The sequence below is a fragment of the Lysinibacillus sphaericus genome (assembly GCF_006864135.1).
In the GTDB taxonomy this organism is placed as follows: domain Bacteria; phylum Bacillota; class Bacilli; order Bacillales_A; family Planococcaceae; genus Lysinibacillus.
On record NZ_SADV01000003.1, the window covers coordinates 13,543 to 36,096 of the forward strand.

Genomic DNA, 22,554 nt, shown 5'->3' on the forward strand with positions numbered 1-22,554 from the left:
TAGTGTACTAGCTAAATAGTACACTATGACTTGTGATTTCGCAAGTATTTTATTCAAATAAAAGGAAGAACCCCTAAATAAAGGGCTCTCCCTTAATAAAATTGAACAAAGCATACCTCTTCAGCAAAACGAAGGAAATAATAAGTTTCACTTGATAGGTACATAAATCTCTAAAAATACCCGTTCAAGTCCATCTTCATAAGTGGTCAGTAATAGGTTTATATAAACTTGTCCCAAAAGTTCATACCCTTTTTCTACTGCTATTTTTCTTAAACTCGCTTCCACGTGTTGATCAATATTTTTTCCGCCAGTTGACCATCTTCCATCTTCAATTATTGTATAAATACATTTTGGATGGGATAGGATTTCACCGTCTATTTTTTCATCCGAGTCTTCCAATTTTCTTACAATGATAAACTTATCATCTATAGTACCTTCTTCATTAAAGTTGATGACTCTTCTTAAAGATGTGAGCGTAACTGCTTTTTTTAAACTGTCCGTATTCTTTTTTAAAGTGTCATATTCATCATATGCAGTATAATGTTCTATTTCCCCCTTTATTTCTAAAGGTTTCATTTCCTTAACTATGTATTGTCCTAAAAATTGTTTAATATTCTCACAATCTTCTTTTACTATTTGAAGCTTTTTTAATAGAAGTTTTTGATATTCTATTTCCCGTAAAACCTCTTGTTCTTTCTCTTCTAATAATAATTGTATCCCCTCAATACTCTTACTTTTTCTTAATTCCTGAATTTTTTTAATTTCAATATCAATTTCTCTATAGAAATTGACTGTTGTTATATCATAAATATCAAAACGATTATAAATTCTATATCCATTCCCCATATTTTGCTTTGGCTTTACTAATTCCTTTTCCTCATAAAATTTCAAGGTATCTCTAGATACACCTAAAAAATTAGCTACTTGCCCAATTGTGTACATTTTCCTCTCCTACCTTTGATGCAAAATCTTTATTGAATTACATAACCATATAATACCATTCGAGAATTAGAGATGCCAGATGATACTCTGACAAGCAATGGAGGTTTATTAGTCCATATTTACAGCTTTATTGAAGTAATTCTTTTTCTAATAATGACAAAAATAAGAGCCGTCGAAACAGCTCCAGGTTTCTAAAAAACTTTATTCTTCAAATGATAAATTTGTCGGTTCCTCTAAAAGATGGTTTTCAAAATGAATGTGGGTTGTAGGGATATCGTTATCAACTACCTCAAAACTAAGCCCATCCAGCCAAACTTCCCCTTTTCCTGTCAGTAAAATACCGAACGATATTATTGCACTATTTTCTGGTACATCCAGAACTATAGAATATCGATTCCAACTATTTGTACCAATGATTGGTCTATCACTCATATTATCAAATTGCAGGATATCCTCCAATGCATTATCTACTCGCATCCAAAGTCCCGCAAATTGTTTAACATTTTCAGTTTTAATAAACCCCGAAAGTTTAACTCTTTTATTTCTAAATTCATTTGCCTTAAATTGTTGCATCATTGTTGCAAATTCATCTGGATCCCGAACCGTTTTTGATTTTAAATATCCCGATGCTTTTCCTTGATGTACAGTTTCCTGATCTATTCCTATTTCATAATTATAAGGATGACTCCCACTCATAAACCAGCCTTTAATTTTCTCTTCCATTATTGATTCCTCCTTGTTTTTTCTCATAGCTCTCATTACTTTTCTGTATTGCCCTGGTGGCAAACCATATAGTTTTTTGAATGCTCGTGTAAAGGATTCTTGTGACTCAAATTGATAATAGAACGCGATATCAATAATTCTTTCATTCGTATGAAGAAGTATACTTGCAGCATTTGCAAGTCGCCTCATTCGAATATATTCCGTGACAGACATGCCAACAGAGGTTTGAAAAACTCTGTGAAAATGATATCTTGAAAATCCGCTTACTGCATCAATATCATTGGCGGAAATTGGCTCATGTAAATGTGATTCAATCCAATTTATTGTTTTTTGAATTAGCCAATCATTTTTCAACGGTATTTCACCTCCTCTTCACTTATAATCATAACGAATAAAAATTAATAATTTTTGACTTTTTTTGCGATATTTTTCAAAACCAGAGATACTTTAACAAAACATCTTCAATTAAATTAATTTTTACTACACTTTAATCCAAGTGTAAAATTCGAATACGGGTATAAAAGCAAGTGACTATTTCACTCCTTTTACTATTTCGCCTTTCACGCTAAGCTGTCCACCTAAAAAAGATACATGCTTAAACTTGCTAAAAGATCTTATTCTGCTTTAACATAATTAAGCAATAATATGTGACAGTATCCATTATCTAACAAATCTTAAAAATATCTTTACCGAAGGAGTGATAGAATTGGCACGTGTTTTATTTATTAACGGTGGATCAGAAGGACATATCAATCCAACTATTGGCGTTGTGCAGGAGTTAATTTCGCGTGGAGAAGAGGTCGTGTTCTTTACGATAGACGCTTTTCGAGAGCGTATTGAGAAGACGGGAGCGACTGTGCGCACATTTGATGGTCAAAAATTTATCAAAGCTTTTATTTCAGGTGGAAGAAATCATTTACTTGAAAGGGTCAATGGACTTTTACTTACTGCAGATGTCGTCATACCTAGCGTTCTTGAACAGATTAAAGGAGAACATTTTGATTACATCATCCACGATTCTATGTTTGGCTGTGGCTATTTACTTGCCAAAATCCTTAAGCTTCCAGCAATCAGTTCATGTACATCTTTTGCCGAGACTAAACAATCATTTGATAAAACATTAGAACATCTTTCAAATAATATTCCAACCGAAGTTTTAAAAAAGGTGAACGATGATTTTCAACAGCTAACAGCAAAAATTAAAGAAAAATATGGCGTTGAAATCCATTCACCTTATGAAGTTTTTTGTAATCCCGCACCACTTACAATCGTTTATACAACGAGGGAATTTCAACTTAACGGAGAAGCATTTGATCAATCCTATAAATTTGTAGGCCCATCCATTTCTTCACGATCCACACAAGAAGATTTCGACTTTACTGCAATCGAAGGTAAAAGCCCCATTTACATTTCACTCGGTACAGTCTTAAATCAAGCTATTGATTTCTATAAACTTTGTTTTAAGGCATTTGGAAAAACTGAGCATACCGTTGTTATGTCTATTGGAGGACAAACAAAACTTGATGAATTGGGAGAAATTCCTGACAACTTCATTGTAAAACCTTATGTTCCACAAACCCAATTGCTAAAATACACTAAATTATTTATCACACACGGCGGCATGAACAGTACGAATGAAGCGCTCTATAACGGGGTTCCGCTAATCGTTATCCCACTTAGTGCGGATCAGCCTTTAATCGCTCAGCAGGTAACCACTATCGGAGCAGGTATTCAATTACAAATGGGAAGTTTGACGGCAACTCAACTATATGAAGCTGCAGATCGTGTGCTTCACACCCCTTCCTTCCATATAGCTGTTGCAAATATTAAAGACTCCTTCCAAAAATCAGGTGGGTATCACAAAGCTGTCGATGAGATTTTCAAATTTACAAGTCAATAGGATATATAAATTTATTAGCTACCATCATTGGTGGCTTTTTTTATGTAGATAAAAAAGCTAGGACAACATCCCAGCTCTTTGCACGTACCTTGAAAAAGAAGAAGCTACGAATCACCATTTATTAATGTAATCGATCATCAAACATTAATTGTATTTGAATACCGAACGGGTCCTCAAGTATCCCATATGCTTTACTAAAAACATTACTTGATAACGGAACAATAATTCTTACTCTCTCATCTGTCGTCAAGCTCTTGTAAAAATGTTCGATTTCTTCTAAGTCCGCACTTTGTATACACAATGAGGTGTTGTTCCCTACTACATATTTTTCTGTGACATCCATTGTATTCTCTGCCATCATTATCTTTGTTTTCCCGATTGTTAAGACGGAATGCGTAATATAATGTTTATTCTCCTCAGTAATGTGCAGCGAGCTATCATGTTTTGCCATGTCTTCATAGGTAACGAGTAACAATTCCTGCGCATTAAAATGTTTTTTGTAAAAATCAACTGCTTCCTTAGCTTTGCCGTTCATGGATAAGAAAACGGCTACTTCTAATGTTGTACTCATAGTATCAATCTCCCTTTTAAATATTGATTTTAGGAAATATTTTATCAATTGATATTACCTTGACCTTATTTTAAGATATAAAGGTGTCAAAACATGATACCTTTATTCAGTAAAAGACTCCTACTTTTCCAAAGATTTTGCGATGATTGCAGATATGAATCCTTTTTCAGGTGTTCCAAACACCTACTGAATGAAGATAAAGCCTCCGGCGGATGTCACGGATTTTCAAGGGAATGAATTGTGCTCGTACAATTCAACATCCAGACACCATGACCGTCGAAATTATTAGGAGATTCACATGAAAAAATCAGAAAGATTAAATGACATGATTAGATATTTGAACAGTCATGAGTACTTTAATTTAAGTGATCTAATGGCTAAATACAATATTTCCAAAAGTACGGCTCTTCGTGATATTAGTTCATTAGAACAATTAGGTATGCCTATTTTTGCTGAGCATGGTAGGCATGGACGTTATGGTATTTTAAAAAATAGACTGTTATCCCCTATTATTTTTACAATTGATGAAGTATATGCTCTGTACTTTGCCATGCTGACATTAGAATCTTATCAATCAACCCCATTCCATTTAAGCGTTCATAAACTTAATGAAAAGTTCGAAAACTGTCTATCTAACAATCAAATACAACAAATTCACAAAATGAAAAAAGTTCTACAATTTGAAGTAAATCAGCATAATAATATTAGCCGTTTTTTAGATAAAATTTTAAAAAGTATTCTTACTGAAAGTAGCTGTAAGATTCATTATTTGAAAAATAACGAGCAAAAAAGTTACCATATTCAATTTTTCAAAATTTCCGCTAGGTTTGGTCAATGGTACGCTACTGGAATAGACTTCAATACAAAAAAATATAGAGTTTTCAGATGTGATAGAATCACTTTTATTGAAGAACAGGATGTGAACTTTCGCTTTTCTTTAGATGAACTTATTAATCGTTCATTAGAAATTTATCAATCCGAGGAGAGTATTGACTTTGAGGTAGAAATTTTAGCAGCAGCAAAGGATATTTTTTATAAAGAACATTATCCTTCCATGACATTAGAAATTGAAAATAAAACAGTCGTGAAGGGATTTTATAATCCTGGAGAAGAGGAGTTTATCGCTAACTATTTTATAAGGTACGGTCAAACTATTATTTCAGTAAAGCCTGAATCATTAAAACAAATGATTCAGGCTAAAGTAGAAAGCCTCTTAGATCACTTCAAAAAATTATAATTTTTGGGGTTGCCCAGCTGAGTATAAATGATTTTAATAGATAAAGAAAAGGAGAAAAACGTAAAGTCTTTTCTCTTAAAAAACAGCTATGCTTTACAATCATCTGTCATTAATCAATTTACAATCGCTACTATCGGGAATGTGTTAAATGCTGTTAGAATTGCAACAATAGGTGCAACACTAATTCTTAATATTTCATCATTTCCACCTTATCGTTGAATTCAGTTCGGTACATTCAAAAACACAACGAATATCAAAACCCCTTTTCATTCTTCACTATAATTAATAAATAGGAGTGATACATGATGAACAACATGATTCAAGATATGATTGATTGGATTGAAGAGCATCTGTTTGAGGGGTTTTCTCTAATGAAACTAAGTGAAGCAATGGGCTATTCTTCTTATTACTGTTCTTTTAAATTTCATCAAATAACAGGCATTAGCATTAAACGCTATATGACCCTTAGAAAAACCTATCTTTCATCAATCTCTCTTAGGGACACAGATGAAAGGATAATTGAGATAGCAATCAAGCATGGCTATTCATCGCAAGAAGCATTTTCTCGTGCTTTCAAAGAAATATTCGGTGTGACCCCCAATGCTTTTCGTTTATGTCCTAAACCATTGCAATCTTATGTAAAACTCACTATGAATGAAGCGAGGGGTTATTATATGGATATTTCGAAAAAATTAAGAATTGAAGATTTACAAAAGCATGTGGATCATCGTTTTGATTATGAAGTATTGAACATTTTAAATGGACAAATGATGTACGAACAATTCAGTTCTCAACAATTAATGGGAAAAAGCGATTACGCACCTTTTAATGAAGCTATGTGTGTATCCGAAACCGTTAAAACTATTTTTGGCGATTCATTCAAACAGGTTCGAGCAGCAGCCCATAAAGTCTCCCTTACGGAATACGAAACAATTACAGTTGCACCACTCGAAAAGACCTTATTTTCAAAAAAATATCAATGTATCGTTCTTTGGTTTGGTGAAGATATGTTCTGTCAGATGAATTTAATAACGATCTTAGCTTATTTAGAACAGATTTCATTTAAAGGAACTATTTATTATCATGCTGTAAGTGAGCAAACATATGATGTGAAAGAAACCGAAATAACACTAGGTAACTATTATGATATATACAAAGCAGTGTTATTGGAACACCGTATGCCCTATGTAGAATTGCTCCCTGTTATGTATCAAGGAATTAAATTGTATTTAGAATTGTTGCAAAGCGATAACGAAATAACAAAATACATTCAAACATATTACCATCTTCCTCACCGTGAAATCGTTCGAAACTTACTGCATCTTTTCCCTCAATACGGTTTAGGGGATTCTCAATATTTCGCATTAATTAAAGCAACACAAAAATAAAGATTGAGTGTTGCTTTCCTCCACTTTAGAGTGATGAAGAGTTGCTTCAAAACCTTCATCACTATGAAAAAACGAACACCTACTTTTTTAGAGAAAAGTAAAATATTCTTTATTTTCTTACAACATCATTGACAATGCATCAAATTTCTTATATTTTGTAATAATGCGTAAATTTGTCAAGTGGCATAAAAACAAAGAATGAGGTGTCTTAAATGAGGATTATAAAAGTTGTAGATCATAACCACAATTGGAGCAACGACTATCAGAAAGAGGAACGTTCAATTAGGGCGATCCTTCAAGAAGAATTGGTGAATTGTTTTCATATTGGAAGCACATCAGTTCCAGGTTTAAAAGCAAAACCAATTATTGATATTTTACTAGTAGTCAATGATATTCATAAATTGGAGTCATTTTCTAAGCAATTTCAAGAGATTGGCTACAAAGTTAAGGGCGAATTCGGGATAACAGGAAGAAGATATTTCCGTAAAGGTGGCGATCATCGCACACACCAAATTCACGCTTTTCAATATAACAACATTGCAGAAATAGAAAGACATTTAGCATTTAGAGACTACCTTCGAGAGCATCCCGAAGTTTGCAGGCAGTATGGAGAAATAAAGAGCCAACTTGCCAAGCAGTATCCAAATGATATTGATGGCTATTGTAACGGGAAAGACGATTTTGTCAAAAGTGTTGAAAAAGAGGCTATTAAATGGCATTGGTCTGTCCGTTAATATCGATAACCATTTAGTGGCTGTCCTTGAATGCTCACTTTACTATTAAGAATTTAGGATATTGAATATTTATCGGACAATATTTTATACGCGGGTGTAATGAATGAAAAAACCGTAGCCTTCTAAAATACTATTTAGGGGGCAAATAAAAATAATTTTAATAAATTAAATCAAAAACGTATCGAGACGAGTATTTTGAGCATTATTTAACCTGCAAACAACATTTAGTATGACGTCGAAAATAGATATTCGCATTCTATATATAAACATAATCCCGCTATAATCTGCTTCTTTTGTAGGAAGCGTTCCTGCTTATTACGGGAACGCTTTCGAATCTCCCCATATGTAACAAACATTCACTTCCGCTGACTAATTTGTCATTTTTCTCATCACCCACTCAATCGGTCCTCTGTTAAATTTTTTGCTCCATAAAACAGAAAATAAAATACTCGCTACGAAAAACAATAGTGTAAATACTAATGAAAATGCTAACGTCTGGTTTTCTAACCTATTTAACAATGCCAATATACCAACACCGATGAATACATGGCTTACATAATGGGTTAATGTTAATTGTCCTGTTTGAATAAGTGATTGTATCAACCTTTGCCCAGCAAACTTTTCTACAATATAAATAGAAGCAACGATGACGATTGTCGTAGAAGCTGAATTTGATAAGATATATAAAATGTTTGGTGGAATTGGCCCTGTTTGAAACAAGAATTCTGCACTGTTGACATCCAACATCGTTAGAGATAGGCGCATTAAAACTTGTGAAAGTACCTCTATAGTTATGAGAGAAAATATAGAAATAAACAACATTTTGTTTCTTATCGCTTTCTCCGATAAATTCAGTCTGCCAAGAATCATTCCAAGTAAAAAGAAACAGACCCACGGGAATACTGGGTGATACCCATTAAACAAAAGATTTCTGATAAAGCCTTCTATTGTCCAAAAATCAAGGTATTCCATAAATGGTTGATCTGGATGCCATCCCTTCAAATAATTCATCTTCACTTGTAAGACTTGCGAGGTGAATAAAATAATACTAGATAGGATGATCATGCGCTTTGTAGAAGCTACGATAAGAAAGGATGCAATCAGCATATAAATACCATAATAATGGAGGATATCTCCAGTCCAATCCGCCACATAGAAAAGTAAACCTAAAATGAAAAGAAAAGCGGAACGTTTCGATAATTTCAACCTATTTTCTTTAATAGTAGAAAGGTCTCCGCCATTTCTAGCTTTTCTTGTCATCAAAGCAACTCCGATACCCGCCAGCGTCACAAAAGTGGCAGATGCTCTTCCTTCGAAAAGTCCAGTAAACCATATGAGCCAATCCGAGCCCCTTCCTGTTGCTCCCATAATAATTTTAAAGTTGACTATCAGCATCCCAAACATAGCCAAGGCTCGAGCAAAATCTAATCCTTCAATCCGTTTAGATTGTAACTGTTCGGTCATAAATGTTCCTCCTTATGTTATAGCGCTCTGCTTAATACATCATCAATATAAACTATAGGGTTGACCTAATGTCAAACCGACTTTTTTTGCCCAACTCACAATTCATTTGCCCGTTATAACCTACACAGCGCAAATCCATTATTTAGCTTTATCACATGGAATTTATGTCTACAAATGCTTCCATTCCTCTTATTATCAATGATTACTGTTTTATCCTAGGTTTATTGTTTGACATTAGGCTAGCCCTAAAGTTTATATTTATCTAGAGAAGAGGGATATTATGGATGAAACAATTACAATAAATCAATTGGCTAAAATATTTCATATTAGTCATCATCAAATACGATATTACGAAGAAAAAGGGCTCTTATTTCCATCCTTCACGGATAATAATAGGTATCGAAAATATTCTCTGAAGGAAATTTATCAACTTGCTCAAATATTAATGTTGAGAAACTTAAATCTGTCAATCGCACAAATTAAAGACATGTTAACTTCGTATGAAAAAAATGATTATTTGAATTTATTAAGAGAAAAATCAAAAGAACTTTCAGACGAAATAAACAAACTACAAAAGATTAAAAAGGCAATTGATCACCATTATGTAAATATTACAAACAAAAAAGTAAATTCAATAAAATATTTAAAGGAAAGTCATTTAGAAAAAGTAATCACTTTAAAAACACAGGAAACTTTATCAGCGAAAGATTTTTTTAAATTACAATTATCAACGCAATTTTTTTATAATGATATTATTTATGTTTTTGAAGAAGATGAATATCATATATGTATAAAAACAGAACATAAAACTGATTTCATTATGAATGAAGGTAAATATAGTTCTCTATTTATGATTGGTGAAAATGATGATGAATTTGGGGAACAAATATTATCCATTATCGACAAGAAAAATGCCCCTATATATGCAATGGAGCTGTCAAGTGGCATTTTTACTAATAGTAATATTCTTGAGTTAGAAGTTCTAATTCCAGAAAAAAGTGATATCTAATCAGTTTAATTTTTTGAATATTCACCACACGCTAGAATTTATAGTACAAACAACAAAGGGGTTAGAAAGCTGTTATTGCAGTAGGATTTTGCTCGAACTCATTTACAATCAAATGTGTATCTATCATTCAGGACTCAATTAGAACAGACGAACTCCGAATGACTCGAAATGGGTTAATAAATTATAGTGTTAACGGCTCGCATATTGAACAGAATCGTTCAACATGCGAGCCGTTTTTACCTAAATTATACATTCATATCTGTAATAGCAGGAATATTTATTTCCTTCACACATGAAACTGGTGATAAATTAATCACACATTGGACAATGGCTACAATATCTTGTACAGGAATACGTGTACCTTCATACAATTTAATTGCTTTTTCGGCCCCTTCTTCAAAAGGTACTTCGGCAGCCAGTTCTCCTGGATTAATACACGTTACAGTGATCTTATCTTCTCTCACATGCTCGCGTAAAGCATTTGTAATGCCTCGTAAGCCAAATTTAGATGTCACAAAGGAAACTTGTTTATTATTCGTATGATCCAAGCCTACTGTCGATCCTATTAAAATTATTTTTCCGTTTTCCGCCTGTCTTACATTAGGTAATAGAGCCTGAATATATGTAATTGTGGAAGTTAAATTAATATTAATTAAGTTTGCAATATCCCCAACTTCATCTTTATCAAACGTATAGTCATCTTCAAAACCACGCTTTTCCCATACTCCAACATTGTAAATTAATACATCCATAGCAACGCCTTGTAAAGCTTCTTTTAAAGTAGAAATATGTTGTTGACTTGATAAATCAATAGCCAGCCATTTACGAATGACGCCATCATTTATATCTAAACTACTTGGTCGTGTTCGAGACACCACCCAAACTGTATCCCCTTTTGTAGGTAACCCCTTTACAAATGCATCACCTAATCCTTGGCTTGCTCCAAATATTATAAAGTTCTTACTCATCCAATCACCCCTTCTATATGACTACAACGTAAGTATAGTTAAAACAAAAATTAGTAACAACTAATGTGATTTATGGAAATATTAAGGTGCTAAAAAGTATCGACGCCCATCCATTTTAAACTTCTTTCACCCAATACGTTGTGCAATCATCACTTCGATCTAAGAAACCATATGCAATTAAGTATCTTCTTATTGATACGTAATCACTATAAATAGGCTTTAAAATTGAATTTATTTCTTTTTCGTTATATTTACGCCCTACCTCAAACTTCGTTACAATGTATTGCCGTAAAATAATTTTTCGTTTTTCTTTACTTGAAAACTTTCAATCGAAGCCATATTTAAAATACGTCGCTAGTACTTTATCTTTCTCGTCTTCTGTAATCGCATAACGCTCATCCACCTATGTTGCCCCCTTATGAATTGACTCATTTACTTTTGTTGTTTCTAAAGCCTGCATAATTGCCAGAAAAACTTTTGCTTGTTTTTCTTTTTCTTTCAATTTAAATCGATGCTGTCGAATTGTTGAAATGCTATTTGCAAAAGTGCTATTAACAATTTCCTTATCTTGTGCCCCTGTTGCAAATAGCTTAAGTAACGCTTCAAATACAGAGATGTGTTCATTCTCGATATGGCGTTGGTTTATCTAAAAGAGAAGAAATCATTTGGACAATACAATCAAAACAATTCCTGATTTCACTGGATATAAAAATCCAACGTTTTGAATAATGTTTCTTCAAAACGTTGGCTTTTCTTTTTTAAATTTCCCCCACATATTCGCAAGCATTTGTCACTGTAAGTGCTAAGGAAGATACTTCCTCCATTCCTCCCAGGCTTCCAAATAACCATTAAGATCGTGAGGATGAACTTTTATACACACGCCAATACGTGTATATAATTGAAAAACAACTTCATTCAACAGTCGTTCCTTCGTCAAGGATGCATTGCCGTTCCACAAGGAAAACGATGATAAAAGTGTATGTAAATCAAGACTATCTGGTGAAGAACAAAACGCATAGGTAAAATCGTAAATTTTGGGACCGATTAAAGGTGAAGGGTCAATAACTCCTTTTAACTGATTACAAGAATAAACAAAGTTATGGACACCAGTATCTCCGTGTAGGTAATACTTCTTCTCTTGATGATGATAGGTTTTTAATTTATTTACCAATAACTCTACTCTTTTATGGTCCTCACTCGGCAAGAGCTTACCTATATTCATTTTAGAAGACTCGAAACTACTCTGATTAAAGTCTGACCAGGAGCTTCTATGAATCCCATTTACTCTTCCCCAAGGAATGTCTTTGTCCACCTTTTCATAATGATTGAATAACTTTTTCGTTAAAATTTTCATCCATTCCAATTTCGATCCTCGATTATAGTGTGTTTCTCCGGGTATATAAGCGTACACAATAAATTCTTTTTTATGATCCGTGTAAAGTACATCCGGCAACAAATTTACCTTTTTATAGGCAAGCAGGAATTCCTCAGTGGCAGATATTATTTTAGGATGGTCTATCTTTATCACAAAGGTTGGCATATTTTTATATAGGATAGTATAGATAATGCCATCCGTCGTGCCGCTTTTTAACCTCTTCACTTCTAAACAATCATTTTTGATCAAACCTTTATTCATGAGTAAATCCACGATTTCATTTATTTTTTCCATTTCTCAATCCTCTTTAGACGATTTAGTTAACTAACTTATAAGTTCGCTTGCCTTTTTCAACAATCCTGCTTTTCAATAAGAAAAGCTGCCTATGTCTTTGTACTCCGTTAGCTCAATAAGATAAGTTGCCTTTAACTTTACCCAGTGACTAATATCATTATCGGCATACTGTCATTAGTGTTTCACAAATATCCACCCAAGGAACAAAAAACAGCAGATATGAATCTTAAAATTCATACCTGCCAAGCTGCTTACTCAAATTTATTAAAATGTATGTTCTTCAATTTAATGAATGTTGTTATATATTTGCTCGATATAAAGTGAGTAATCTGTATCTAGTTTTTCTTTATTTTCAATGATGATTTTACCTTCATATAATGATTCACCTGTACGTAAATCACCGATAAGGAACAAATGACCACCCGAAACACGATCGACTAAATATAGTTTACCATCTGTAATTTGTAAAGAAGGTTTTTCTTTAGCATTAGTAATGCTTGGGTATATAAAGTTTATAGGCTCTTCCCACTGATTCTTCTCTATATTATAACGGTTCAGTACTAAACCATTGGTTGAACGAACAGGAATGAATATATCTTTTTCTTGAAGAACGATCCAGTGCTTATATGGTTTTAATTCGGCCGGAATTGTCCACTCCTTCTGTTCATTATTCAGATAATTATACAAATACATTGGGCTAGAGATAATTTCACGCTCACCATCTTCTAGATATTTGTATTTTTCAACCATATATAAGAAATAATTTTCATTTTGTATTTTTTTATTGTCATTAAATATATCGATGCTGGCGCGGCTTACCTCGTCTGACTCTATTTTTGCAATAATTGAGTCTTGTTCTAATTCCTTTTTGTTTTCATCAACCGTATATAAGTGCAACTCTTCCTCATTATTGAGATTGCTTGTTGCTAATATTTTTATTTTCCCATTTTCTACATAGACATCTCTCTCATTGATCCAGTCATATCTTACTTGGTCTGGCATATTGATTTCAAATGAAGAACTTTCATTTGTATTTTTATCAAGTATATCGATTTGCAGAGTGAAAGAACCTCCTCTGCCCTCTTTATTCGAAAAAGTCGTGTAAATTAAACGGTCTTCGTCTTCAAAATACTGACTAGGGTTTGCTTCTTTTCCACGCATAAACTTACGGTGTTCTTGAATATATTTTTGAAACATCACAGGGTAATATCGTCCCTTCAACTCTCCGATAAAAGACTCACTCTTATTAGTCGAACCAGCCTTTGATATATCTAAGCTACGATAAATTTCATCACTTTGATAAGTTGCATGAAGGATAAGATTGTCGATTTCTCCCTTATCTCCGTTAGTAGTTTCAATTTTAAAAGATACATTCTTTGCCATTGCCTGTTGAATATAGTAAGAACCGATTGTCGTCAAGATGATTAAACTAATCAATATCGTTTTCCAATATTTTTTCATTACGATCCCCCCTTAGACCATGATTTTATATTTTAGCAAATGATTTGCGATCCAAATGGCACTGACTAATACGATGATGCTTATTAACAGTTCCATTAGGAAGACTTCTAGTGTGTAAAAATAGCCATTTAATAACCTATTTACGAATAGTGGCGCAATAAATACTCCGAACGAAAGTATTCCATAAACGATTGCAATAAAAATGCCTTTTAAACCGTAACTTCGTTCAATTAAAATGGCCGTGAATAGAACAGCTACAAAGATTAGCCCGACGCCATAAATCAGGAAAAATTCCGTTAAGGTATTCGGATACAACCATTCCAACATTTCTAAACTATCAAAATTATAAATGGAAAAATGCGATTGTAAATCTGTTGGTATAATATGATTAACAATTTGTATTTCGATTGAGATTAATACTATTTGCAAGGCAACTAAACCAAGTACAAAAAACATAATTGTCGTTAATTTTGAGAAATAAATAGTAATTCTTTCAGTTGGCAACATTAATAATCTGTAAATAAATGTATTTTTTCCAAACCAGTCCCGATACCAAATAAAGAAAACATAAATCATCAACATAGCTATGCTAAAAAAGATTGGCAGCAGAAACCATTCAGAACTAACGAACTGATGAAAAGAAAATAACCCGTAATCTTCAGTGTATTGGCTCATTGATAGTTGATTTTTATACATCACTTGATCCACGTCATTCATATATCCTTTTGACACGACAATCGCCCCCATGAATTGACTGACAATTATCAATCCTATTAAAGTTAGGTACAGTTTGAAAAATCGATTTACTTCGAAATTAAGAAGTTTTAAATAGTTTTTCATCCACGATACACCTCTCTCATGACATCAACGACTGATTTCCCTTCCTTTTCACGCACTTCTTCTACGCTAAATTCCTTTAATACTTCACCGTTATCAATAAGTACTGCCCTATCAATCAAGTGTTCAATATCACTAATTTCATGGGTTGTGATAATCACACCACGATCTTCAATTAGGTGACTTGTAAACACTTCAGCAATCTGCTCCCGAGAAAAAATATCAATACCCGAGAATGGCTCGTCCATCAGTAAGTAATCCACATTCAGTGCCAAACCTAATATCATATTGACTTTAGCCATATTCCCCTTTGATAAATTGGCAATCCGTTCTGTAGGATCTAGTTTAAAAAATTTTAGCAACTCTTCTGCCCTTATTGGATCCCAGCTTTTATAAAAATCGGCCATGAACGCAAAGGCTTCACAAATTTTCATTTGCGGCAACATCGTAATCGTATCTGGAATAAAGGTAATTTTTTCAAGGCTTTCTTTTCGGAGTTTTTCACCATCGATCAAAATTTCACCGCTATTAATCGGAGTGAGCGCCATAATAGCTTTCATGATCGTCGTTTTCCCCACTCCGTTAATTCCGATTAAACAAGTAATTTCACCTTTTTCAGCAGTAAAGGAAAGACCTTTTAATACCCGTTTCCTGCCGTATTTTTTAACGACATTTTTTACTTCGATCATTTCGATTCCTCCGATTCTCCGCTTTCAGCATCATGCTTTTTCTTAACTATTTCCAACACTTCGGATAACGGCACATCGATGGATTTAATAGAACCTAAAAATAAGTCAACCGCTTCGATAATCAATTCCTCACGGACACTTTTAAGGACAGCTTCATCTTTAGTAATGCAGCTCGGCATATTCCCCTCAGTAAAAATCAATCCTTGTTCCCCCATTTCCTTATAAGCTCGTTGTGCAGTATTTGGGTTAATCTTCAGCTGGTTGGCTAGCTCTCTTCTTGATGGAATCTCCTGGCCAGGTTCAAAATACCCCTTGGCGATTTGTTCTTTAAAATGCCGGATAACCTGGACGTACACTGGATCCCGATTATTAAACTTTACAGTCAATTAACTCAACTCCTAGAAAATCATATTTTCGTGTATTAAGCGCTTAATACAGTTTGAGCATAATGGTGTGCTAAGTAACTTTTTAAGAACTACCCGATATATTATTTAGCCATTACCCCGCCAATCGATCTTGATGTATTAACAGCTTAATACACCACCCTTAAAAAATGTAAAAGTGTATTAAGCACACAATACACTTTTCGTAATGTATTATATGCTTAATACACTTTCCATGTCAATCAAATCCATGGAAATATATCTCAACATTTATAAAGGCAACCAGTTAATAAACTAATTTGCCACGAAAGTTGAAATAGAAAAAAGCTCTACTTCATAATAAAGTAAAGCATGCGTTTGTTTAATAAGAAACTAGAATTCAAACTTTACAAATAAAAGCCTGCCTTGATTTGGGTCATTGCTTAATTACTTTGTCGATACTTCACAGGTGTTAGGTGCTCCCACTCTTTATAAACTTGCTCTTTCGAAAGTACCTTCCAAGGATTAAACATCGTTTGTCCATGCTTATTAAAATATAATTCTTCATCAATATGATAAGCTGCATGTTGAATAATACCATTTTCATCTTTCCAAATCACAATATCCCCTGGGTGTATTCCTTCACCGAAAAACTCCTCATATTTATACTGACTCAATTGTTCAAGAAATGTTTCTTGGTATATCCATTCATAAATGAACCACTTTTGTTTTCCTTTTGAAATTGCAAATAAAACAGCTGCCAAGCAATTTGCACCTTGTATATGACCAAAAACATTGGCAAATGGCTTTAGAAAACTAGGTAATGATTTTGGAGGTTCCTCACATTCTCCCTTATCCCACCATTCATAAACCATTGTTGTAAGTAACTGTTCTTTAAAAGTTTCGTCAAGACCTTCCCACATAGAACGCTGAATGATAACGTGCCCATTTTGTATATAAATTGAAGGTACTTTTTCTATCTCTTTTATAAACTTAACGGGGAGCACAAGACCCCTTTCAAAAGGCACTTGTAAAGCTAATATCAATTGTTGTTCCTCTTTTGATAGGCTCTCAATCCATTCCTTTTCAGCAATAATTACGTATTGTGCGTTCTTATTATTCCAGTATTCATAACTATTTACATAATTCAATTGCTGATACGTACTGTGCGTATAAAACTCATCTGTTGGTATTAATAACACATCTGTAAAATCAATTTCATGATTAAGATGTTTCTTCGATAGAAAAAATAAATCTCTTTCAGGTACGTAACTTTCTATCCATGACAGTAAGACTTTTTTTGTTGGCTTAATTATCATTATGTATTCTTCCAACTTGAATTTATTGCTCATTATTTGAAAAACTCTACAATTCTTCTTCCTTCGTTAGTAAAAAGTGTCTTAACTTTTTGTAAAAACGCCCTGTTACTTGAAACATATCACAAACCGCTTTTCCCCTGCGTTCCATTGATCTAGAGTAACCAAAACAATCTCTAAATAACTTCCTACCAATATACTTATGGAAATCATTATATCTATATCGGTAGAACTCGTTCCAATAGCTAATCATTCTATTATAGCTCTTACAAAACGGCACAATATTTTCAAGACAAAATCTCTTAACCCTTTATGTATTCTGTTCTTTTAAAAAGATAAGGAATAACCCAATACTAAGCTGCTCCGATGATTAAATAAAGTAATAAAGAGCTGCCTATGAGCCAAGCAACCCGTTAGTTAGATTGTTTCCAAAATCTCCTTTGTGATTACATCAAGTTCTTCTGCGAGTTCATTAGGTGTAGGTGCTTCAACCACTTTTATAAAATACTCTCTAAACTGAACTCTTGACTCTACTGGCAATTCAATAACCAAAAAGTTTAAAATAAACCACTTCTTCGTTGAACGCGTAATCTATCTATAATCTTTTATTCCATTTTCAAAAGCCTGTCTATCGTCATTCTCAATCCCGTGCAAGGCTTCTTGTAGAGCAAATGTACTTTTATAAAATTTAACTCGCTCAGCTATTTCAATACCGTTAGGATATTGGTGAATACACATATCAAAAAATTCCTCACCATAGCTAGAGAGTATTCCAGCAAAGTCATACGCTGGATCACCTATACCAGAACCACCAAAATCTATTATCCCTGAAATCATACATGTTTCTGGATTCCACAAGATGTTAGACGCTCCGAAATCTCCGTGTATAAGTGTTATATCTAAATTTGAGAATGCTTCCCCTTTTAAGAACGTTTCAAAAGATTGTGATATTTCCTTTTGAGCGTCTTGTCTGATAAAAGGAAATAATGTATTTTGAATTTTATCGTACAGGTTATACATCTCTTCACTAGGATTACGAACCTTTAGTTTCAAATCTCGACTTGCTTTTTCTCCTGAAATAGAATGGAGTTCTACAAGAAAAGAAACAAGTTGTTTTGCCACAACCCTTTCATCAATTCAACACTCTCTACCCCTGTTAAACTTTCATTCCACAAAGGAACACCATTTATTAGTTTATAGCCAGTAAAGACTTTACCTGGTTCTATCTCTTCTAAAGACTGATAAATGGGATACGGAATAGAAGTAGAAACGATCCCTTTAAGATATTTCAAAATATCCGTCTCTCTCCTTAATTGAATGATGCCATTTTTATATTTTGGAAATCTAAAAACTAAAGATTTGTTGACAATTAACACATCATTATTCTGTCCAATTTCATTAGGATAAAAGTCTTCAATGGAAAGGTCAGAATAAATGGATTGAATGTTTTCAATAAAGTTATTATTCATTTTAAATTCCCCCTTGTGGTCACTTTCTATTGTTTTGATCCCCATGCACAGTAGTTTACCTACAGTTCTTCTTTAAATAGATTTTAACATAAATATCCAACAAAAAAATCACCTCTAAAACGAGGTGATTTTCATCAATCTTTATTATAAACAATCCATCTTTTTAAACTACAATGCCCTAGTAGCCAAAAGCGAAAATATGCATTCATTTTTACGAAGCATCTTCAAATTGACTATTGTATAGATCCGCATAGAATCCTTTTTCTGCAATCAGCTCTTCATGATTACCACTTTCAATAATATCTCCATCTTTCATCACTAAGATTAAATCGGCGTTTTTAATAGTAGAAAGTCTATGTGCAATGACAAATGATGTTCTTCCTACCATCAATTTATCCATCGCTTCTTGAATAAGTGCTTCCGTACGCGTATCAACGGAGCTAGTAGCTTCATCTAAGATAAGCAAAGGTGCTTTTTTAACCATTGCCCTTGCAATCGTAATAAGCTGTTTCTGTCCTACAGATAAACTTGTATGATCATTTAAAACTGTATCGTAACCTTTTGGCAGCGTTCTAATAAAGTGGTGCAAACCTACTGCCTTACATGCTGCAACTACTTCTTCACCGGTTACATGATCTTTGTTATAAATGATATTTTCCTTAATGGTACCTTCGAATAACCAAGTATCTTGCAGCACCATGCAGAATAAGTCGTGAACATTTTTACGTGAAATCGACTTAGTCGGTACGTCTCCAATCATGATTTCCCCGCTATCTACTTCATAGAAACGCATGAGAAGATTAACAAGCGTTGTTTTCCCAGCGCCAGTAGGTCCGACAATGGCAACTTTTTGACCTGCTTTTATCTGGGCAGAGAAATCTTTAATAATCAGTTTCTCTTTCGTATAGCCAAATTTAACGTTTTTAAATTGCACATTGCCTGTAACATCTTCGGCATCTAAAGTGGCTTTTTTCTCACTTTCGTCTTCAAGTTCCTCTTCATTTAAGAACTCAAATACACGTTCACTTGCTGCTGCAGTTGACTGCAAGCTTGTAGCTGCCTGTGCTAACTGAGACAATGGCTGTGTAAATAGGCGGATATACACCATAAACGAAACGATCACACCAAATGTAATGGAACCTTTCACTGTAAGTGCAGCCCCTACTACACAAACAACAACATATCCTAAATTTCCGATAAAGATCATGAGAGGCATCATCATGCCCGACATAAACTGTGCACGCCAAGCGCTATTAAAAAGACTTTCATTGATTTCATTAAATTCTTTCTTCGCTACTTTTTCACCGTTATACACCTTCATGACATCATGCCCTGAGTAGATTTCTTCAATATGGCCATTTATTCTACCAAGATCTTGCTGCTGGCGTATGAAGTATTTTCGAGATTTGGAAATGATAAAAGTCATTAATACAACTCCAACGAAAGTTGCACCAATGGCAGAAAGTGCCATCGTAACATTAATAGAGAACATCATAATTAATGATCCGAAGAACATAACGACCGCTGTCACTAGCGAACCAATACTTTGATTTAGAGACTGACCAATCATATCTACATCATTCGTAACACGACTTAATACATCACCATAAGTTGTAGAATCAAAGTATTTCAACGGTAATCTATCGATTTTGTTCGAAATATCTTTACGTAACCTTTTGGAAACTCTCTGCGTAATCGTAGCCATAATAAACGCCTGAATATAATTGAAGATAAAACTCAATCCATATAAAATAGCAAGGAATAAACCAATATTCCCTATAGCCGTAATATCAATCTCACCAGTAATGCCATCCATTATCGTATCAGTTATCTCACTAAGCTTATTAGGTCCAATGATCGTGAAAATGGTTCCTACAACTGCCAAGACAAGTGCCAAGATAATCGCTGGTAAATAAGGTTTACAATAGGCAATCAACTTTCCCCAAGGCTTTTTAAAATTCTTTGGCTTTTCTCCAGGAGCCTTCATATGACCTGGACCACCGGGATCTTTTCGGGGCTTATTTGTTTGTGTATTACTCATTTTCCAACTCCTCCTTCGATAGCTGCGAATAGGCGATTTCCTGATAAGTCTGACAATTTTCCAATAATTCACTATGTTTCCCCATACCAACGATTTTACCTTCCTCAAGAACAATGATTTTATCAGCATCTTTAATCGTTCCAATTCGCTGCGCCACAATTAAAGTGGTAACACCTTTCGTTTCCTTTTTCAAAGTAGAACGAAGTTGACGGTCTGTTTTATAATCTAAAGCAGAGAACGAATCATCGAATATAAAGATTTCTGGATTTCGATTCACTGCTCTGGCAATAGAAAGACGTTGTTTTTGGCCCCCTGAAAGATTTGTACCACCTTGGGCAATAGCTGCATCATATTCATCATCCATTTTCTCTACAAATTCTTTCCCTTGAGCAATTTCCACTGCTTTCTTGATCTCTTCATCTGTTGATGGAGTCTGATCGTTACCTCCGTAGGCAACATTAGATTTTACTGTACCTGAAAATAGAACGACTTTTTGAGAAACGTAACCAATTTTATTATGAAGAGTTTCTTGTTCATATTCTTTCACATTAATGCCGTCGACTAATACTTCACCCTCAGTAGCATCATAAAATCTTGGGAGTAAATTAATCAGCGTACTCTTACCACTACCCGTTGAACCGATTAAAGCGACAGTCTCGCCTTTATGTGCTGTAAAGCTAATATTTTCTAAAACATAGTCCTCTGCATTAGGATATTTAAAGCTAACATTACGCAGTTCAATTTCACCTTCGATACCCTTAGGCGACGATTGTAATTTCCCATCCATAATTGTTTGAGGTGTATCGAGTACTTCATTAATACGTGCTGCAGATACAGCTGCTCTCGGTAGCAAAATAAAGGTCATTGATAACAGCATAAATGCCATAACTACCTGCATTGCATAGGAAGAAAATACAACCATATCACTGAACAAACCGATTCGATCCATACCCCCTGCATTATTAATCAAATGAGCACCGATCCAGTAGATAGATAGCGTTAAACCTGACATAATCAGACCCATACCCGGCTGCATAAGAGCCATAAGTCGGTTCACGAAAAGATTTGTATCCGTTAAATCCTTATTTACTTTTTCAAATTTCTCTTCTTGATATTGTTGTGCGTTATAAGCATGAACAACACGAATACCAGTCAAACTTTCTCTTGTTACTCGGTTTAGATTATCTGTCATTTTTTGAACGATTTTAAATTTCGGTAGCACAAAAATAATCAGGTTGCCTATCAAAATAAGTAAAACAATGACAGCTACTCCCGTTGCCACTGACCACTCCCAGCTTTTCCCGGTAATTTTCAAAATAGCCCATGTTGCAAGGATAGGAGCCTTAATCATTACTTGAAGACCCATTGCAACAGTTTGCTGTATTTGCGTTATATCATTAGTCGAACGAGTAATTAAACTTGCGATTGAAAAACCATTAATCTCTCCCATAGAGAAAGATAAAGTTTTATCAAATACGCCTTTTCGCAATTCCTTTGACAGCGACGTTGCTACCTTTGCCGTGAAATAGCCCACAATGACCGCCAATATCATACTGCCAAGGGCACATAACAGCATTTTTCCTCCAGCTGTCCATATCTCGCTCGTTTTACTGCCCTCTGTTTGTACAAGAGTCGTAATTTTAGCCATATAATCCGGCAATTTCAAATCCAAATAAACTTGCCCTACAATGAACACAATACTAACAACAATTAGCGTCCATTCTTTCGGTTTTAAGTATTTAAATATTTTCAACATATTTGCAGTCCTCCTCAT

The 22,554-nt window shown here is 34.1% G+C and carries 21 protein-coding genes and 1 pseudogene; 5 read left to right on the top strand and 17 right to left on the bottom strand.

All coding sequences use genetic code 11. The features are described 5' to 3' along the window. Positions 1–147 precede the first annotated feature (147 nt). A complete protein-coding gene (locus C7Y47_RS04370) occupies positions 148–942 on the bottom strand; it encodes a MerR family transcriptional regulator (RefSeq protein WP_142507649.1) in 795 nt (264 codons plus the stop codon). A gap of 201 nt (positions 943–1,143) precedes the next feature. Beyond that, positions 1,144–2,019: a helix-turn-helix transcriptional regulator gene (locus C7Y47_RS04375; protein ID WP_142507650.1), complete on the bottom strand. Its 876-nt coding sequence runs from the start codon at positions 2,017–2,019 to the stop codon at positions 1,144–1,146. Positions 2,020–2,371: 352 nt separating this feature from the next. On the opposite strand from C7Y47_RS04375, the gene C7Y47_RS04380 reads away from it, so the two are divergent. Beyond that, positions 2,372–3,565 (top strand): macrolide family glycosyltransferase, encoded by a 1,194-nt coding sequence (locus C7Y47_RS04380; protein WP_142507651.1) that lies wholly within the window; start codon positions 2,372–2,374, stop codon positions 3,563–3,565. Positions 3,566–3,686: 121 nt separating this feature from the next. Here C7Y47_RS04380 and C7Y47_RS04385 read toward each other — a convergent pair whose 3' ends face one another. Next, on the bottom strand, positions 3,687–4,136 hold the full coding sequence (locus C7Y47_RS04385) for a VOC family protein (RefSeq protein ID WP_142507652.1): 450 nt from the start codon (positions 4,134–4,136) through the stop codon (positions 3,687–3,689). Between the two features lie 298 nt (positions 4,137–4,434). Here C7Y47_RS04385 and C7Y47_RS04390 point away from each other — a divergent pair, with 298 nt between their 5' ends. The 3 genes from C7Y47_RS04390 (at position 4,435) to C7Y47_RS04400 (ending at position 7,495) form a co-directional block, all read left to right on the top strand. Then, positions 4,435–5,373 (top strand): helix-turn-helix transcriptional regulator, encoded by a 939-nt coding sequence (locus tag C7Y47_RS04390; RefSeq protein ID WP_142507653.1) that lies wholly within the window; start codon positions 4,435–4,437, stop codon positions 5,371–5,373. A gap of 305 nt (positions 5,374–5,678) precedes the next feature. Further along, a complete protein-coding gene (locus C7Y47_RS04395) occupies positions 5,679–6,761 on the top strand; it encodes a helix-turn-helix transcriptional regulator (protein WP_142507654.1) in 1,083 nt (360 codons plus the stop codon). Positions 6,762–6,973: 212 nt separating this feature from the next. Continuing rightward, positions 6,974–7,495: a GrpB family protein gene (locus tag C7Y47_RS04400; protein WP_142507655.1), complete on the top strand. Its 522-nt coding sequence runs from the start codon at positions 6,974–6,976 to the stop codon at positions 7,493–7,495. Positions 7,496–7,864: 369 nt separating this feature from the next. Here C7Y47_RS04400 and C7Y47_RS04405 read toward each other — a convergent pair whose 3' ends face one another. After that, entirely contained in the window at positions 7,865–8,959 is a 1,095-nt protein-coding gene (locus tag C7Y47_RS04405) for a DUF418 domain-containing protein (protein WP_142507656.1), read from the bottom strand. Positions 8,960–9,239: 280 nt separating this feature from the next. Between C7Y47_RS04405 and C7Y47_RS04410 the strand changes: the two genes are divergently transcribed. Further along, positions 9,240–9,968, top strand: a complete 729-nt coding sequence (locus tag C7Y47_RS04410; protein WP_142507657.1) for a MerR family transcriptional regulator — start codon at positions 9,240–9,242, stop codon at positions 9,966–9,968. A 245-nt stretch (positions 9,969–10,213) separates the two neighbouring features. On the opposite strand, the gene C7Y47_RS04415 is transcribed toward C7Y47_RS04410, so the two are convergent. The 13 genes and pseudogenes from C7Y47_RS04415 to C7Y47_RS04475 form a co-directional block, all read right to left on the bottom strand. Then, positions 10,214–10,936: an SDR family NAD(P)-dependent oxidoreductase gene (locus C7Y47_RS04415; RefSeq protein ID WP_142507658.1), complete on the bottom strand. Its 723-nt coding sequence runs from the start codon at positions 10,934–10,936 to the stop codon at positions 10,214–10,216. Positions 10,937–11,051: 115 nt separating this feature from the next. Further along, a pseudogene (locus tag C7Y47_RS25415) lies at positions 11,052–11,246 on the bottom strand (DUF2087 domain-containing protein); the annotation flags it as partial. Between the two features lie 492 nt (positions 11,247–11,738). Continuing rightward, a complete protein-coding gene (locus C7Y47_RS04425; RefSeq protein WP_142507659.1) occupies positions 11,739–12,605 on the bottom strand; it encodes a hypothetical protein in 867 nt (288 codons plus the stop codon). A gap of 285 nt (positions 12,606–12,890) precedes the next feature. Further along, positions 12,891–14,066 (bottom strand): hypothetical protein, encoded by a 1,176-nt coding sequence (locus tag C7Y47_RS04430; protein WP_142507660.1) that lies wholly within the window; start codon positions 14,064–14,066, stop codon positions 12,891–12,893. Positions 14,067–14,078: 12 nt separating this feature from the next. Next, a complete protein-coding gene (locus tag C7Y47_RS04435) occupies positions 14,079–14,906 on the bottom strand; it encodes a hypothetical protein (RefSeq protein ID WP_142507661.1) in 828 nt (275 codons plus the stop codon). Continuing rightward, entirely contained in the window at positions 14,903–15,592 is a 690-nt protein-coding gene (locus tag C7Y47_RS04440) for an ABC transporter ATP-binding protein (RefSeq protein WP_142507662.1), read from the bottom strand. The genes C7Y47_RS04435 and C7Y47_RS04440 overlap by 4 nt, the downstream gene beginning before the upstream one ends. Further along, positions 15,589–15,978, bottom strand: coding sequence for a GntR family transcriptional regulator (locus C7Y47_RS04445; protein WP_142507663.1), 390 nt, complete (start codon positions 15,976–15,978; stop codon positions 15,589–15,591). Before C7Y47_RS04445 ends, C7Y47_RS04440 begins: the two co-directional genes overlap by 4 nt. 419 nt (positions 15,979–16,397) lie before the next feature. After that, a complete protein-coding gene (locus tag C7Y47_RS04450; protein WP_142507664.1) occupies positions 16,398–17,273 on the bottom strand; it encodes a hypothetical protein in 876 nt (291 codons plus the stop codon). 414 nt (positions 17,274–17,687) lie between these two features. After that, positions 17,688–17,861 (bottom strand): DUF5071 domain-containing protein, encoded by a 174-nt coding sequence (locus C7Y47_RS26040; protein WP_142507919.1) that lies wholly within the window; start codon positions 17,859–17,861, stop codon positions 17,688–17,690. After that, a complete protein-coding gene (locus C7Y47_RS25420; RefSeq protein ID WP_255504999.1) occupies positions 17,862–18,392 on the bottom strand; it encodes an aminoglycoside phosphotransferase family protein in 531 nt (176 codons plus the stop codon). Beyond that, the gene (locus C7Y47_RS25425; protein ID WP_255505000.1) at positions 18,362–18,739 is read right to left on the bottom strand and encodes a hypothetical protein; all 378 of its coding nucleotides are present in this window, start codon (positions 18,737–18,739) and stop codon (positions 18,362–18,364) included. Before C7Y47_RS25425 ends, C7Y47_RS25420 begins: the two co-directional genes overlap by 31 nt. A 211-nt stretch (positions 18,740–18,950) precedes the next feature. Continuing rightward, positions 18,951–20,780 carry an ABC transporter ATP-binding protein gene (locus C7Y47_RS04470; protein WP_142507665.1) on the bottom strand — a complete coding sequence of 610 codons (1,830 nt, stop codon included), beginning with the start codon at positions 20,778–20,780 and terminating at the stop codon, positions 18,951–18,953. Next, positions 20,773–22,536, bottom strand: a complete 1,764-nt coding sequence (locus C7Y47_RS04475) for an ABC transporter ATP-binding protein (protein WP_142507666.1) — start codon at positions 22,534–22,536, stop codon at positions 20,773–20,775. Before C7Y47_RS04475 ends, C7Y47_RS04470 begins: the two co-directional genes overlap by 8 nt. Positions 22,537–22,554 lie beyond the last annotated feature (18 nt).